The 14727-nt window shown below is 66.9% G+C and carries 12 protein-coding genes; 2 read left to right on the forward strand and 10 right to left on the reverse strand.

The annotated features are described in order from the left end of the window. Positions 1-66 precede the first annotated feature (66 nt). The 3 genes from ACTJK0_RS03625 to ACTJK0_RS03635 all read right to left on the reverse strand — a co-directional run bounded on the left by ACTJK0_RS03625 (position 67) and on the right by ACTJK0_RS03635 (position 4206). A complete protein-coding gene (locus ACTJK0_RS03625; protein ID WP_440744268.1) occupies positions 67-744 on the reverse strand; it encodes an arsenate reductase/protein-tyrosine-phosphatase family protein in 678 nt (225 codons plus the stop codon). A gap of 131 nt (positions 745-875) precedes the next feature. Then, a complete protein-coding gene (locus ACTJK0_RS03630) occupies positions 876-1505 on the reverse strand; it encodes a DUF305 domain-containing protein (protein WP_440744269.1) in 630 nt (209 codons plus the stop codon). Between the two features lie 562 nt (positions 1506-2067). After that, complete coding sequence (locus tag ACTJK0_RS03635; protein WP_440744270.1) at positions 2068-4206, reverse strand: heavy metal translocating P-type ATPase; 2139 nt, start codon at positions 4204-4206, stop codon at positions 2068-2070. A gap of 266 nt (positions 4207-4472) precedes the next feature. Here ACTJK0_RS03635 and ACTJK0_RS03640 point away from each other — a divergent pair, with 266 nt between their 5' ends. Both ACTJK0_RS03640 and nhaA read left to right on the forward strand, forming a co-directional pair. Further along, positions 4473-5153, forward strand: coding sequence for a PAS and ANTAR domain-containing protein (locus ACTJK0_RS03640; RefSeq protein ID WP_440744271.1), 681 nt, complete (start codon positions 4473-4475; stop codon positions 5151-5153). A gap of 82 nt (positions 5154-5235) precedes the next feature. Further along, positions 5236-6588 carry a Na+/H+ antiporter NhaA gene (gene nhaA / locus ACTJK0_RS03645; RefSeq protein ID WP_440744272.1) on the forward strand — a complete coding sequence of 451 codons (1353 nt, stop codon included), beginning with the start codon at positions 5236-5238 and terminating at the stop codon, positions 6586-6588. Positions 6589-6616: 28 nt separating this feature from the next. Here the strand turns inward: nhaA and ACTJK0_RS03650 are convergent, their stop codons facing one another. From ACTJK0_RS03650 to ctaD, 7 genes are all read right to left on the reverse strand, one after another. After that, complete coding sequence (locus ACTJK0_RS03650) at positions 6617-6859, reverse strand: hypothetical protein (protein WP_440744273.1); 243 nt, start codon at positions 6857-6859, stop codon at positions 6617-6619. Positions 6860-7054: 195 nt separating this feature from the next. Next, a complete protein-coding gene (locus ACTJK0_RS03655) occupies positions 7055-8212 on the reverse strand; it encodes an ABC transporter ATP-binding protein (protein WP_181422342.1) in 1158 nt (385 codons plus the stop codon). Next, a complete protein-coding gene (locus ACTJK0_RS03660; RefSeq protein ID WP_440744274.1) occupies positions 8209-9798 on the reverse strand; it encodes an ABC transporter permease in 1590 nt (529 codons plus the stop codon). The genes ACTJK0_RS03655 and ACTJK0_RS03660 overlap by 4 nt, the downstream gene beginning before the upstream one ends. A gap of 4 nt (positions 9799-9802) precedes the next feature. Further along, positions 9803-10858, reverse strand: a complete 1056-nt coding sequence (locus ACTJK0_RS03665) for an iron ABC transporter substrate-binding protein (protein WP_110541592.1) — start codon at positions 10856-10858, stop codon at positions 9803-9805. Positions 10859-11001: 143 nt separating this feature from the next. After that, entirely contained in the window at positions 11002-11622 is a 621-nt protein-coding gene (locus tag ACTJK0_RS03670) for a hypothetical protein (protein WP_110541591.1), read from the reverse strand. A gap of 17 nt (positions 11623-11639) precedes the next feature. After that, positions 11640-12788 carry a zinc-dependent alcohol dehydrogenase gene (locus ACTJK0_RS03675; protein ID WP_440744275.1) on the reverse strand — a complete coding sequence of 383 codons (1149 nt, stop codon included), beginning with the start codon at positions 12786-12788 and terminating at the stop codon, positions 11640-11642. 176 nt (positions 12789-12964) lie between these two features. Beyond that, positions 12965-14719, reverse strand: coding sequence for an aa3-type cytochrome oxidase subunit I (ctaD, locus tag ACTJK0_RS03680; RefSeq protein WP_440744276.1), 1755 nt, complete (start codon positions 14717-14719; stop codon positions 12965-12967). Positions 14720-14727 lie beyond the last annotated feature (8 nt).

Raw genomic sequence — 14727 nt, forward strand, 5'->3', positions numbered from 1 at the left:
TATCCAAACTGTCACCTGGACGGGCCGGCGCCACGGGCTGGCTGGGCGGACGAAGCGGGCGCGGCCCTACACCGGCTTCGGCGCGTGGCCCTCGGCCGGTGCGTTGAGCCGGGCATGGCGCAGGATGGACACGATCGCCGGGGCGAGCTGGTCCTCCATCTCCCGGTACACCTCGGGCGCGCGGCGGTACGGGTCCACGATGTCGTTGTCCGCCGGATCGGCGGGAAGGGAGAGGTGGCGCACCCCCGCGGCCCTCGCCGGCAAGCTCCGCCACAAGGCGGCATTGGCAGCGAGCCGGGCGTCGCCGTCGGACGCTGCTCCCCGGGAGGCTACGACGGCGGCGGGCGGGCTGTCCGCCTCAGCCTCCCGCGTGTGCAGGACATCGAGCATCCTGGCGAACTCCCGGATGGTGAAGGTGCGCTTGAGCAGGGAAGCATCCAGCTGGAGCACCTCGCCGCGGTGGCCCGAGGTCATGGTGAGGACCAGGTCCACGCCGCGCAGGACCTTGGGCGTCAGCTGGCGTGCCTCGAACCCGTCGGGGTTGCCGCCGAAAGTCCGCACGATGTCCGCCGAGATGGGCTGCATGGGTTCGCCCACCAGGGCGCGGGTGCCGGCGCTCGCCACCTGGAAACCGCCCGGGACCGCCTGGTCGAGTCCGGCCTGCAGCAGCCGTTCGGCCACCGGTGACCGGCAGATGTTTCCGGTGCAGACGGTAAGGATTCGTACTGGAGCGGAAGTGTCCAAGGAGGTTTCTCTTTTCCCAGCTGGCGGCTGATCCGTTCGGACCCGTGCTTTTCAACTTAACACGCATTGGCGCGGCAGCGGCTTCCCGGACCGGGTGCCGCCGCCGCGCCGGGCATTTCCAGGCGTGCAGGTCAGAGCGCGGCCAGGAGCTGCTTCATCTGGGTGATCTCCGCCTGCTGGGCGTCCACGATGTCATGGCCCAGCTTTACCGCTTCCGGGAACCTGCCGGCACTGATCTCCTGCTGTGCCATGTCGATGGCGCCCTCGTGGTGGCCGATCATCTGCTCCAGGAACAGCCGCGCAGCCTCGGTGCCGGTGGCTGAGGTGAGCTTGTCGATGCCGGCGTTGTCCACCATGCCGGACATGCCGTGCCCGGAGTGGTCAGCCATCATGGTGGGCACATTCCAGCCTGTGAGCCAGCCGGTCATCTGCTCGATCTCCGGTGCCTGGGCCGCCTTGATCCTGGTTGCCAGGGCGGTCAGCCCTGCGGGCATGCCCGGCTTGGCCAGGATGATGCCGCTCATCTCCACCGCCTGGGCGTGGTGCGGGATCATCATCTGCGCGAACGTGACGTCGGCCTGGTTATGGTCGGCCGCCGTACTCGCCAGTGGGGCTGCAGGCATCGAACTGGACATGGTGCCTGGGCTGCCGTGGTCCATGGGCATGCTGTTGCCGGAGCCCGGGGTGGCGGCGCATCCCGCGAGCCCCAGCGAGGCTGCCAGGGCAGCAGCAATGGACAGGGTTTTCAAGGTGGTGTTCATGGTTGTCCTTCAAGGATGGAGTGGAACTGGTCCGATGGATTTGGAGCAGTTCGGCTTACGTCCGGCTGATGGACAGGTCGCACGGCGTGGGACTGGGCGGAAGGTAGCCGTAGGCGGGGCCGGGGCTGCTGACCGGATGCAGTAACCGCAGGACGGCCTGGGTTGCCTCCGGCGGATGTCCCGTCTGCGGGGCGCTGGGCGCAGACGGGACGCACTGTGCCCCGGGCTCCCGGGCTCCCGGGCTCCCGGGCCAGAGGGCACGGACTGCCGCAGATGTCGGCAGCAGCCAGGGCCAGTGCGGCCAGCCCACCCGCATGGTCCGCACCGGCAGAATGCCCGACGGCGTCATGCGGGGCAGGTGCCCCAGGTGCCGGGCCGCGGCCGGCAACGGCGCACTGGGCAACGGCGCTGTGGGCAAGGGAACTGTGCGAACCGGACCCGTGGGACGCGTGTCCGGCGGTCAGCACATGCATTCCCAGCAGCCCTGCGATCACGGCCAGGACGCCCGCAAGCAGCCAGGCCCGGCGGAGGAGGGACGCCATGGCGCGAATGGACCGGAGGGTCAACGTACCTCTGAGGGGTTCAGTTTCAGGCGCCGGAGGAGTTGGGCGTTCAGGGCCACCACAACCGTGGATGCGGACATCAGCACGGCCCCGGCCGCTGGCGAGAGGACCACACCGGCAAAGGCCAGGACGCCGGCGGCCAGCGGCACGGACAGGATGTTGTATCCGGTGGCCCAGACCAGGTTCTGCCACATTTTCCGGTAGCTGGCCCGGGACAGGTCCACCATGGACAGCACCGCGCGTGGATCGTTTCCGGCCAGCACTACGCCGGCGGATTCCACCGCGACGTCGGTTCCGGCGCCGATGGCGATGCCCACCTCGGCGCGGGCCAGTGCGGGGGAATCGTTGACGCCGTCGCCCACCATGGCCACCTTCAGCCCGCGGGACTGCAGCTCGGCCACTTTCTTGTCCTTGTCAGCGGGCAGGACCTCGGCGAACACCTCGTCGATGTCCAGGTCCGCCGCCACGGCCTGGGCCACCTGGTGGGCGTCGCCGGTCACCATAGCCACCTTGATGCCGCGCCGCTGCAGGGCTGACACCGCCTGCCGCGACTCGGGCCGTACAGCGTCCTCCATGCTTACGGCACCCAGGACTTTGCCGCCGTCGACCACGTGCAGCACGGCCGCTCCGCGGTTCATCCAAACCCTGGTGCTGTCCGCCAGCGTGGCGGGTTCGACGGCGCCGAGCTCGCGCAGGAGCGCTGGTCCGCCAACGTGTACCGTGCGGCCGTCCACGCCGGCCCGGACGCCGCGGCCCGTCAGCGAGGTGAAGCCCGTGGCTTCGGGCAGCGCCAGGTGCCGTGCCTTGGCGGCGCGCACGATGGCCCGCGCCACGGGGTGCTCGCTGTCGGATTCGACGGCGGCGGCCAGGGCCAGGACGGCGTCGGGGTCGGCACCTTCAGCCACGGCTATGTCCTTCAGCTCCGGCTCCCCGGTGGTCAGGGTCCCGGTCTTGTCGAACAGGACCACGTCGATGGTGCGCATGCGTTCCAGGGCCATCCGGTTCTTGATCAACACCCCGGCCCGGGCCGCCTGTTCGGTGGAGATGGCGATTACCAGCGGGATGGCCAGTCCGAGGGCGTGCGGGCAGGCGATCACCAGCACCGTGACAGTGCGGGTGACGGCGTCGGGAACGCTTCCCAGCAGCGTCCACGCGATGAAGGTCAGGACCCCCGCGCCCGCGGCAAAGTAGAAGAGGAATGCCGCGGCACGGTCCGCCAGGGCCTGGGCGCGGGATGACGATGCCTGTGCTTCCTCCACCAGCCGCTGGATACCGGCCAGGGCGGTCTGGTCACCCACGGCCGTGACCAGCACGCGGACGCTGCTGTCAGTGGCCACCGTTCCGGCCACCACGGGATCGCCGGCGCCCCGCGTGACGGTTTTGGATTCGCCGGTGATCATTGACTCGTCGAACTCGGCCTGCCCGTCCTGCACGTTCCCATCCGCCGGCATGCGGGCGCCGGGTCGGACCAGGACCAGGTCGCCCGGGCTCAGCGCGGAAACGGGTACGGTTTCGGTGCCGTCATCCGTGATGCGCTCAGCCTCGTCCGGCAGCAGCGCGGCCAGGGCGTCCAGGGCGCCCTGCGCCGAGCCGAGGGCGCGCATCTCGATCCAGTGGCCCAGCAGCATGATGGCCACCAGCAGCGCCAGCTCCCACCAGAAGTCCAGGTCGAAGCCGCCGATCCCCAGGCTGGTAACCCAGGACGCGGCGAACGCCACCGTGATGGCCATGCCGATCAGCAGCATCATTCCCGGCGCGCGGTCCTTGAGCTCCTGCAGGCCGCCCTTGAGGAAGGGCTGGCCGCCGTAGAGGAAGATGACCGTGCCCAGGACCGGCGGGATCCAGGCGGCTCCGGGGAATTCCGGCGGCATATAGCCCAGGAGGTGGGCCATCATGGGGCTGAAGTAGACCACCGGAACGGCAAGGGCCAGCGTGAGCCAGAACCTGTCCTTGAACATGGCCGTGCTGTGACCGGCATGCTGGCCGTGGCTATGGACCGTATGGTCGTCACCGCCGTGGCCGGTGTGGGTCCCGTGTCCGGCAGCATGGGCCGGGGGGTGGGTCAGCATTCCGCCAACAGGCTGGTTGCTGTCGGGATCCTGATGATGGTGGGCTTCTTGCCGGTTCCCGGTGTTCATGTCAGTTCCAATCCATAGGGGATCATTCCGTGCTGGGGCTGAACGGCTGTGAAGGCGGTGGGGAACACCAGCCGGGACATACCACTTCACTGACAACACCGCCAATATACCCCTAGGGGGTATATTGGTCAAGTGTCCCTATATCATCCTGGCCGGGAGTCCATGTGGTTTCCCGCACTACCTTCTGTTTCCGCGGACGGCCATACTTAATGGGCGAGGACAACGCCGGCCCGCGGGGGGCCGGCCCGTCCAGGGGAGGTAGTCCGGTGGCGGAGCTCAGCGACTTGTACACGTATTCCAGTGTCCTTGGGGACAGTGACAACGACGCCGGGACGTTCCGGTTGGATTTTGGCCCCGAAGGCCCGGCCCTGCAGTGGTCGGATGGAATGTTCCGGCTCCACGGCTACCAGCGCGGCGAGGTGGTTCCCAGTCTGGAACTGCTCTTTGCCCACAAGCACCCGGAGGACCGGGACCGGTGCGAGGAAATCGTCGAGCAGGTGTCCCGCAACGGCGGGTTCTTCTGCATGTATCACCGGATCGTCGATGCCCGGGGCAAGACCCGGCGCGTGCTCACCACAGGCGAGGGATTCCTGGACGGGGACGGGTCGGTGATTGCACTGGAGGGCGTCACGGTGGACCTCAGCCGGACGCTGCAGCGCGAAACCGAACAGGCGGCGCGGGACGCCGTGGCAGGGGCCACGGCCACGCGGACCGTGATCGACCAGGCCCGGGGCATCCTCATGGGCCAGCTGAAACTCGGCTCCGATGAGGCCTTCCGGATGCTGGTCAGCACCAGCAGCCACCGGAACGTCAAGCTGGTGGTGGTGGCAGCGGAACTGGTGCAGCTTGCCAATTCACCGGAGGCGCGGACATACCTGGACCGGGCAGTGCGGGCCATTCAGCTGAACGGCCGGCCCGACCGGGTCGGGGGCCGCCGCGCCGGTTAAGCCCTTCCCGTAGGATGGAGGGAGGTGCGCCGGGAAGTCTGGTCGGCATGGCTTTGTCGAACCCGGATTTAAGGACGCCTGGATGAACTCCACCCCGCCCACCCCCAGCCGGAACAGGTTTTTCGGTTCCACCGTCTTTTCTCGCGGCAGCTACGCCGAGGCCCTCCGCATAGGGGAGATCCTCCGCAAGGAAACCGTGGGCGGTGCCCTCCTGGTCGCAGCTGCGGTCATCGCGCTCATCTGGGCCAACTCCCCGGCGTCGGAGAGCTACTTTGCCCTCCGCGACCTCAAGGTGGGCTACGAGCCGTGGCACCTTGAACTGAGCCTCGGGGCGTGGGCGGCGGACGGCCTGCTGGCCATCTTCTTCTTCCTGGTGGGGCTGGAGCTCAAGCGCGAGTTCGTGGCGGGCGACCTGCGCCAGATCAGCAAGTCGATCGTTCCGGTGGCCGCCGCCGTGGGAGGCGTTGCCGTCCCGGCGGTGATCTACGCCGTCGTCAATCTTGCCAGTCCTGAGACACTGCGCGGCTGGGCCATTCCCACCGCTACCGATATCGCGTTTGCCGTTGCCGTCCTGGCGATCATCGGTTCCCACCTGCCCAGCGCCCTGCGGATCTTCCTGCTGACGCTCGCGGTGGTGGATGACCTGATCGCCATCACCATCATCGCGTTCTTCTACTCCAGCGACATCCAGGTCACGCCCCTGCTGCTGGCGCTCATACCCCTGGCCATTTACGCCTTCCTGGCACAGAAATTCCGCCGGTTCTTTGGCCAGCATGCTCCCGCCGCCTGGCTCGTGTTGCTGCCGCTGGGCGCCGTGACGTGGGCGCTGGTGCACGCCTCCGGCATCCATGCCACCGTGGCCGGGGTGCTCCTGGGCTTCGCCATCCCCGTGATCAGGTCGCAGGCGTCAGGCGGACCCGGGGCAGGTCCCGGGCTGGCTGAAATTTTCGAGCATCGGTTCCGGCCCATTTCCGCCGGTGTGGCCGTTCCGATCTTCGCGTTCTTCTCCGCGGGCGTGGCAGTGGGCGGCTGGGAGGGCCTGGGCAAGGCGTTGGCTGACCCCGTGGCGCTGGGCATCATCCTTGGCCTGGTCCTGGGCAAGCCCATTGGCATCCTGGCCACCACCTGGATCCTGACAAAAGCCACCAGGGCCACCCTGGACAGCTCCTTCAAATGGATCGACGTGTTTGGTGTATCCCTGCTTGCAGGGATCGGGTTCACCGTCTCTCTGCTGGTGGCAGAGCTGAGCTTCGGCCACGGCAGCCTGCACGACGACCACGCCAAGGTGGGCATCCTGGCCGCGTCACTGCTCGCCGCGCTGCTTGCAACCGCCGTGCTGCGCACCCGCAACCGTCAGTACCGGCTCGCCGAAGAACTCGAAAGAGTGGATTCGGACCACGACGGCGTCCCGGACGTCTACCAGGAGCGCACCTGAAGCACGTGAACAGGAAGCGCCGCCGGCTCTAGGCCGTAGCGAGCGGTTTGCCCGGAGCTTTCAGCTTCACGGGAGCCTCGACGTGGCGGATCTCCAGGGCCTCCGGGTCCAGCAGCTTGCGGGTGCCGGTCCGCGCGTCCAGGATCCAGAACAATTCAAGGGCCGGGACGACGTCGGTCACCCGGCCTTTGTGGAAGAGCCTGCCCCGGTGCCACGCCTCGATTTCGTCCCCGATGCGAAGCTGGGCGGTACGTATTCCTTGTGCCTCCATAATGGGCTGCCTCCTGCTGTTGTATCCCCGTAAGCACAGCTTGCCGTGGACAGGTTGCCGGAGTGTTTCGGCGCAGTGTTTTTTCTGTGTCAGCCAGCGGCGCGCGCCTCGGTCAGAAGCTTGTTCGCGTATCCGTGCCCTGAAGGTTCGGATATGCGGACAAGCCTCTGATCCGTCGCAGGGCGCGGCGGGCAGTCAGTCCTCCACGGGGAAGGCGACCGCTTCGCCCACAACCCGCAGGCACAGCTCCATCCCGGGCCGTGCAATCGACGCGTTCCAGTGCCTGATGGTGATCACTTCGCCGCCGCCGGGGTAGCGGTGGTCGGCGTGCTCGGCCACTTCCTGGGGCACGTTCAGTTTCAGCCGGACAGTAGTCTCCGGTCCGAAGTAGTCCGTGTCCACCACAACGCCGCGGATGGGCCCGTCCTCGGCGATGCGGATCTGTTCCGGCCGGAGCATGAGCTGCACCCGTCCCTGGGCCGGGGGCCTGCGCACCGGGATGCCGCCCAGCGAGCAGGTGGCCAGCGACCCTTCCAACCAGGCGTCCAGGATGACGGCATCGCCAAGGAACTCGGCGGTGGCCCGGTCCGCGGGGCGGGTGTACACCACGAACGGGTTGCCGATCTGGGCAAGCTTGCCGCCGCGCATCACGGCCACCTGGTCAGCGAACGAAAGGGCCTCGGCCTGGTCATGCGTCACCAGGATGGTGGTGACCCCGGCCTCGGCCAGGACCTTGGCCACGGCGCGCCGGGTGGCCACGCGGAGGCCGGCGTCCAGGGCGGAGAAGGGTTCGTCCAGGAGCATCAGCTCCGGTTCGCGCGCCAGCGCCCGGGCCAGGGCAACACGCTGCTGCTGGCCCCCGGAGAGCTGATGCGGCCGCCGCTTGGCCATGGACGCGTCCAGCGACACCATTTCCAACAGCTCCGCCACGCGGGCGGCGACGGCACGGCGGCCACCCTCAAGCTTGGCCGGGTTGAGGCCGAAGGCAACGTTCTGGCCGACGGTCAGGTGCGGGAACAGGGCGCCGTCCTGGGCCACGTACCCGATCTGCCGTTTGTGCGCCGGCAGCCACGCGCCTTCGCCGGCCACGAGGGTTCCGTTCAGGGAAATGCTCCCGGTGTCCGGATGTTCAAAGCCGGCGATGAGGCGCAGCAGGGTGGTCTTGCCGGAGCCGGACGGCCCCACGATGGCGGTGGTTCCACCCTTGGCCACGGACAGGTTGACGCCCTTCAGGACCGCCTGTGATCCGAAGTTCTTGGTGACGTCCGTGATCTGCAGGTGGCTGTTGGTGGTTGCCGCCACGGAAGGTGCCACCCGGGGCTCGGGCAGCCGGCGGGTCGATGGTGCTGTCACTGTCCGGCTACTTTCTTGGACTGTTGGAAGAGGAGATAGGTCATGGGTGCGGAAAGCAGGATCATCAGCAGGGCGTAGGGCGCAGCGCCCGCATAATCGATCTCGCTGCTCTTGCTCCAAAACTCGGTGGCCAGGGTCTTGGTGCCGTTGGGGGACAGGAGCAAGGTGGCGGTCAGTTCGTTGGCGATGGCCAGGAACACCAGGGCCGCACCGCCCGCCGCGGCGGGTGCGGTGAGCCGCAGGGTAACGCGGATGAAGGCCGCCAGCGGCGGCTTGCCCAGCGCCTGGGCTGCCTCATCCAGTTCCTTGGGGGCTTGGGCCAGCCCGGCCCGGAGGTTCACCAGGGCCCGGGGGAGGAACAGCAGCACGTACGCGGCCACCAGCACTCCGGCCGTCTGGTAAATCCCGGGCATCACGCGGATGCTGACCGTGACGAACGCCAGCGCCACCACGATGCCCGGCATGGAGCTCGTGACGTAGTTGGACAGTTCCAGGGACTTGCTGAACCAGCCCGGCTTCCGGACCGCAAGGTACGCCATGGGGAAGGCCACCACTACTGTGGCTGCTGCTCCGACCAGCCCGTACCAGAACGTGGCCAGGAGGGCCGGAAGGAACTCGGAGGCCGTCCAGATGTCCGCCCCGCCGGCCACGATCCATTTCAGCACGTAGTACAGAGGGAGGCCGAACGCCAGGGCGGTGAGCGCCAGCAGGAAGACCTGGGCGGGAACCTGGTAGGCGTGCAGCGGCAGCCGCAGTGCCTTCGCCTGCACACCGGAACCAATGCGCGCGTAGCGGGCGGTACCGCGGCTGCGGACCTCCGCCACCAGCAGGAGCAGGCAGAAGAACACCAGCACGCTGGCCAGCATGTTCCCGGCGGCGCCGTTGAAGGTGGACCGGTACTGGGTCATGATCGCGGTGGTGAAGGTATCGAACCGGATCATGGCAAAGGCGCCGTATTCGGCGAGCAGGTGCAGCCCCACCAGCAGTGCCCCGCCCGTCAGGGCAATCCGGAGTTGCGGGAGCACCACCCGGAAGAAGGCCCGCCAGGCGCCCAGCCCCAGGGCGGCGGCGGACTGCTCTATGGCCGGGTCCAGCCTGCTCAGGGTGGCGGCCGCCGGAATGTAGACCAGCGGGAAGTAGGACAGGGTGGAAATGAGGATCCCCGAACCCAGGCCGCCCAGCGACGGCACGGCCGAAACCCAGGCATAGCTGTTGACGAACGCCGGCACGGCCAGCGGCGCGGCCAGCAGTACGGCCCAGACCCGGCGGCCCCGCAGGTTCGTCCGCTCCACCAGCCAGGCGCCCGCCACTCCCAGCAGCAGGCACAGCGGGATGGTGGCTGCCATCAGGAGCAGCGTGTTCACCAGCAGTTCGCCCACGCGGGGCCGCATAATGAGGGCGACGGCGGTATCCCACCCGGTCGCCACCGTCATATAGGCCACGTACCCCAGCGGGACGAGCGAGAAAAGGGCGATCAGCACCGCCAGCACGGACACCGCGGAAACGCCGAAAGGCGGGCGGGGGCTGTTGCCCCTGCCCGCCGTCGTCGTGCTCCGCCTGGCGGGAGCCGATAGATCGGTGGTCACGGAATTAGAGGAGTCCGGCCTGGGTCATCAGGTCGGAGACCTTCTGGGAGTTGAGCTTTGCGGCATCCACCTTGGGGGCCTGCAGGTCCTTGATGGGAACCAGTTTGTCGTTGGCCGGCACGTCGGAGCCGATGGCGTATTCGAAGGAGGTTCCGTTCTTCAGGACTTCCTGCCCCTTCTTGCCGGTGATGAACTTCAGGAATGCCTGCGCAGCGGCCGCGTTCTTGGAGGACTTGAGCACACCGCCGCCGGAGACCGACAGGAACGCGCCCGGATCCTCATTCTTGAAGTAGTACGGCGTGACGTTGTTGGAGTTCTCGCCGGTCTTGGCCTGGTCGCCATAGTAGTAGTAGTGGTAGATCAGCGCGGCGTCGACCTCGCCGGCGTTGACTGCCTTCATGGCGGTGCTGTTGCCCTTGTAGGCCTTGGAGTTGTCCTTCATCGCCTTGAGCCAGTCCGCGGTGGCGGACTCGCCCTTGAGTTCCAGCAGCGCGGAGACGATGGCTTGGAAGTCGGCGCCGGTGGGCGAGGCGGCCCAGCGGCCCTTCCACTCCGGGTTGGCCAGGTCAAGCATGGACTTGGGGAGCTGGTCCTCGGTGACCTTGGTCTTGTTGTACACCAGGACGGTGGACCGGGCCGCGATGCCCGTCCACTTGCCGGTGGACGGCGAGAACTCGGCGGGGACCTGGGCCAGGGTGTCCTTGTTGACGTCGGCGAACAACCCGGCGTTCTCCACCTGCGTCATGGCGGGGGAGTTTTCGGTCAGGAACACGTCGGCGGGGGACGCCTGGCCTTCCTGGATGATCTGGTTGGACATCTCCGTGTCGTCACCCTGGCGCAGGGTCACCTTGATGCCGGTTTCCGCCGTGAAGGCGTCCACCCATTCCTGGGTGAGGCTCTCGTGCTGCGCGTTGTAGACGGTAATCTCGCCGGACGCGGCACCGTTGGAAGCGGCGGAGGAGCTGTCGCCGGCGGGAGTGCCGCCGCCGCAGGCGGTCAGGCCGAGAGCTGCGGTGGCGGCGAGTGCGATGCCTGCCAGCGCGCTGTTGCGGATCTTCATTGAGGCTGCTTTCGTGGGGAAAAGTCTGCGTAAACCTAAGTCCTGATGGGCACCCGAAAAGAGTGCCTATGTCAGGAAACTGTAGGGTAGGCAAACCTAAGCACCAAGCAGGAAAGCGCTTTAAGTGACGAGGTTCACATGAATTACGAAACTATGGCGTGACGTAATTGCTCCTGACCTTGCCGCCGTCCCCGAAAGGTCCGCAGCACGCCCGCGGCACCGAGTCCGGCCAGCAGCACCCATGGCCCCGCCACGACCACCGGATCCATCCATGAGTGGTTCACGTCAACGCGATTCCCGGTTCTCCTGGATGCGAATCCCTTCCCGGGGAGCTCGCTGCCGATCCCGGTTTCGGTCACGGGGTTGTCCGGGCGGAGGGAGGCGAAGGACGCAAGGTGGTTCTCCCAGGCATCCACCCGGTCCGCGGCAATGAGCAGCAGCCAGTGCGCCGCGCGGCCTTCACTGAACCTGCGGTAGGCGTATCGGCGGATGGCGCCGGAGGCCCCCTTGAGCGGGACAGAGGTGCCGAACGCCGGTGTCAGCATCGCGTGCTCGATTGACCGTTCCCGGGGCTGTTCCTCAGGCTGGCGGTCCGGGAACCTCCAGTGCGCTCCGGTTGCGATCCCGGGCTGTTCCCGGGGAAACGAGGGCCGGTCCTTGGGGTCCAGGTCGACGCCCCAGCCTGGGATGCGGGCGCGCAGGGCCACGGAGTCTTCCGGTGTGGCAGACCTTCCTGCCGTGTACGGGGTTGCCGGTTCGGTCATAGGGATGCACTCGGCTTTCAGGCAGTCGCGGAGATGATCAGGGGCTTGACGATGTTGTCCAGCTTCGCCGAGAACAGGTGGTATCCCTCGGCAATGTGCTCCAGCGGGATCCTGTGCGTCACCAGGTCGCTGGGCTTCAGGTACCCGTTCCGGATGTGCTCGAACAGGCGCGGCCACTGCCGTTTCACGGGGCACTGGTTCATCCGCAGCGTCAGGCCCTTGTTCACGGCATCACCGAATTTCACGGCGCTGAAGATGGGCCCGTAGGCGCCCACCACCGATACCGTTCCGCCCTTGCGGACCGAGTCGATGGCCCAGTTCAGTGCCACCGGGGAGCCGCCTTGCAGTTTCAGCTTGGACGCCGTGACGTGCTGCAGGAAGTTTCCGTCCGCCTCGGCCCCCACAGCATCAATGACGACGTCGGCGCCCAGGAAGTCGGTTTCCTTCTTCAGGTGCACCACGATGTCGTCGTACTCGGCAAAGTTGAACGTCTCGGCGTGGGCGAAGCTTCGGGCCTTGTCCAGCCGGTAGTCCAGATGGTCGACGACGACCACACGGCCGGCGCCCATCAGCCATGCAGACTTCGCTGCGAAAAGCCCCACCGGGCCGGCGCCGAACACCACCACGGTGTCACCTTCCACAATGTCGCCTAACTGGGCACCGAAGTAGCCCGTGGGCAGGGCGTCGGTGAGCAGCACGGCGTCCTCTTCATCCATCCAGTCCGGGATCCTGCTGGGCCCCACGTCCGCGAACGGCACCCGCGCGAACTCAGCCTGGCCGCCGTCGTACCCTCCGCAGGTGTGCGAGTAGCCGTAGATGCCGCCCACCGCCGTAGCGTTCGGGTTGACGTTGTGGCAGTTGGAGTAGAGGCCGCGGGAGCAGAACCAGCACGAGCCGCAATAGACGTTGAACGGGACCATGACGCGGTCCCCGGGAATCAGGTTCTGCACTGAGGAACCCACCTGGTGCACCACCCCCACGAATTCGTGGCCGAACGTGGTGCCCACCCGGGTGTCCGGCATCATGCCGTGGTATAGGTGAAGGTCCGAGCCGCAGATCGCGCCGGTGGTCACCCGGACAATCGCGTCATTGGGATGCTCGATCTTTGGAATGTCTTTTTCTTCAACCCGGATCTTGTACGGGCCGCGGTACACCATAGCTCGCATTCGCGCCGCCTCTGTGTGTGGCCGGCGGTGGGTGTGCTCCCGGGAGGAGCCGCCCCGTTGCTTGAGGTCCACCGCAATGTTCACAGGCTTCCATCAGCCGGGTAAGAGGTCAAGGGCGGGCGCTGCCCGGAGACGGGCAGCGCCGGCGTTTGTGCTGGAATAGCGGAGCCGCGGGCCTATTTGTTCGGGTTGGGGTCGTGGAGGTCGTGCTCGCCGATATCCGCAGCGCCCAGGAGCCCTTCCGCCGGGGCATCCTCGGACGGATGGACCCTGACGCTCAGCTCCGGATGATGCAGGTCCAGTGCCGGACGCTCGGAACGGATGCGGGGCAGGGACGTGAAGTTGTGGCGGGGCGGCGGGCAGGACGTGGCCCACTCGAGCGAGGCACCAAAGCCCCAGGGGTCGTCCACCGTGACCTTCTTCCCGGCCCGCCACGTGATGTAGACGTTCCAGAAGAACGGGATCAGTGAGGCGCCCAGGAGGTAGGAACCGACGGTGGAGAACTGGTTCATCCAGGTGAAGTTGTCCTCCGGCATGTAGTCCGCATACCGGCGGGGCATGCCCAGGACGCCAAGCCAGTGCTGGATCAGGAACGTGGCGTGGAAGCCCAGGAAGAGCATCCAGAAGTGGATCTTGCCCAGGCGCTCGTTGAGCATGGTCCCGGTGAACTTGGGCCACCAGAAGTAGAAGCCGGCGAACATGGCGAACACCACGGTGCCGAAGACCACGTAGTGGAAATGCGCCACTACGAAGTACGAGTCCGAAACGTGGAAGTCCATGGGGGGCGAGGCCAGGATGATGCCCGTCAGGCCGCCAAAGAGGAACGTGGCCAGGAATCCCATGCTCCACAGCATGGGCGTCTCGAACGTCAGGGACCCGCCCCACATGGTGCCGATCCAGTTGAAAAACTTCACGCCGGTGGGCACTGCGATGAGCATGGTCATGAACGCGAAGAACGGAAGGAACACCGCTCCCGTGACGTACATGTGATGGGCCCAGACCGTCACCGACAGCGCCGCAATGGCGATGGTGGCGTACACGATGCCCTTGTAGCCGAACAACGGCTTGCGGCTGAAGACGGGGAAGATCTCCGAGACGATGCCGAAGAACGGCAACGCGATGATGTACACCTCGGGGTGGCCGAAGAACCAGAACAGGTGCTGCCACAGGATGGCGCCGCCGTTCGCGGGGTCGAAGATGTGGGCGCCGAACTTCCGGTCCGCGCCGAGGGCGAACAGGGCCGCGGCCAGGGGCGGGAAGGCCATGAGGACCAGGATCGCCGTGACCAGGGTGTTCCAGGTGAAGATGGGCATCCGCCACATGGTGAGCCCCGGCGCGCGCATGCAGATGATGGTGGTGATGAAGTTGACCGAGCCCAGGATGGTCCCGAACCCCGACAGCGCCAGGCCGAAGACCCACAGGTCGCCGCCGATGCCTGGGGTGAAGGTCGTATTGTTTAGCGGTGCGTAGGCGAACCAGCCGAACGAGGCGGCGCCCTGCGGGGTGATGAACCCGGAGACCGCGATGGTGGAACCGAACAGGAAGAACCAGAACGCCAGCGCGTTCAAGCGCGGGAACGCCACGTCCGGGGCGCCGATCTGCAGCGGCATGATCACGTTGGCGAACCCGGCGAAGAGCGGGGTGGCGAACATCAGCAGCATGATGGTGCCGTGCATGGTGAACAACTGGTTGTACTGTTCCTTGGTCTGCAGGATCTGCATGCCGGGTTCGAAGAGCTCGGCACGGATCAGCAGGGCCATCACACCCCCGGCGCAGAAGAACACGAACGACGCGATCAGGTACATGTACCCGATGGTCTTGTGGTCGGTGGAAGTGATCCAGTTGACCACGATGGTGCCCTTGGAACGCCGGACCACTGCCGGCGCAGCCGTGGCCGCGGTTCCGCCCATTCTCTGGCCTGTGGTGGTCATGACCTGCC

Source organism: Paenarthrobacter sp. 22069 (assembly GCF_052046035.1).
Taxonomy (GTDB): domain Bacteria; phylum Actinomycetota; class Actinomycetes; order Actinomycetales; family Micrococcaceae; genus Arthrobacter.

Excerpts from the sequence above, each read along its gene's own strand:
- nhaA (WP_440744272.1), top strand. The coding sequence starts at position 5,236 with ATGAACTCCACCCCGCCCACCCCCAGCCGGAACAGGTTTTTCGGTTCC.
- ACTJK0_RS03665 (WP_110541592.1), bottom strand. The coding sequence starts at position 10,858 with ATGAAGATCCGCAACAGCGCGCTGGCAGGCATCGCACTCGCCGCCACC.
- ctaD (WP_440744276.1), bottom strand. The coding sequence starts at position 14,719 with ATGACCACCACAGGCCAGAGAATGGGCGGAACCGCGGCCACGGCTGCG.
- ACTJK0_RS03675 (WP_440744275.1), bottom strand. The coding sequence starts at position 12,788 with ATGCGAGCTATGGTGTACCGCGGCCCGTACAAGATCCGGGTTGAAGAA.
- ACTJK0_RS03630 (WP_440744269.1), bottom strand. The coding sequence starts at position 1,505 with ATGAACACCACCTTGAAAACCCTGTCCATTGCTGCTGCCCTGGCAGCC.
- ACTJK0_RS03670 (WP_110541591.1), bottom strand. The coding sequence starts at position 11,622 with ATGACCGAACCGGCAACCCCGTACACGGCAGGAAGGTCTGCCACACCG.
- ACTJK0_RS03650 (WP_440744273.1), bottom strand. The coding sequence starts at position 6,859 with ATGGAGGCACAAGGAATACGTACCGCCCAGCTTCGCATCGGGGACGAA.
- ACTJK0_RS03635 (WP_440744270.1), bottom strand. The coding sequence starts at position 4,206 with ATGAACACCGGGAACCGGCAAGAAGCCCACCATCATCAGGATCCCGAC.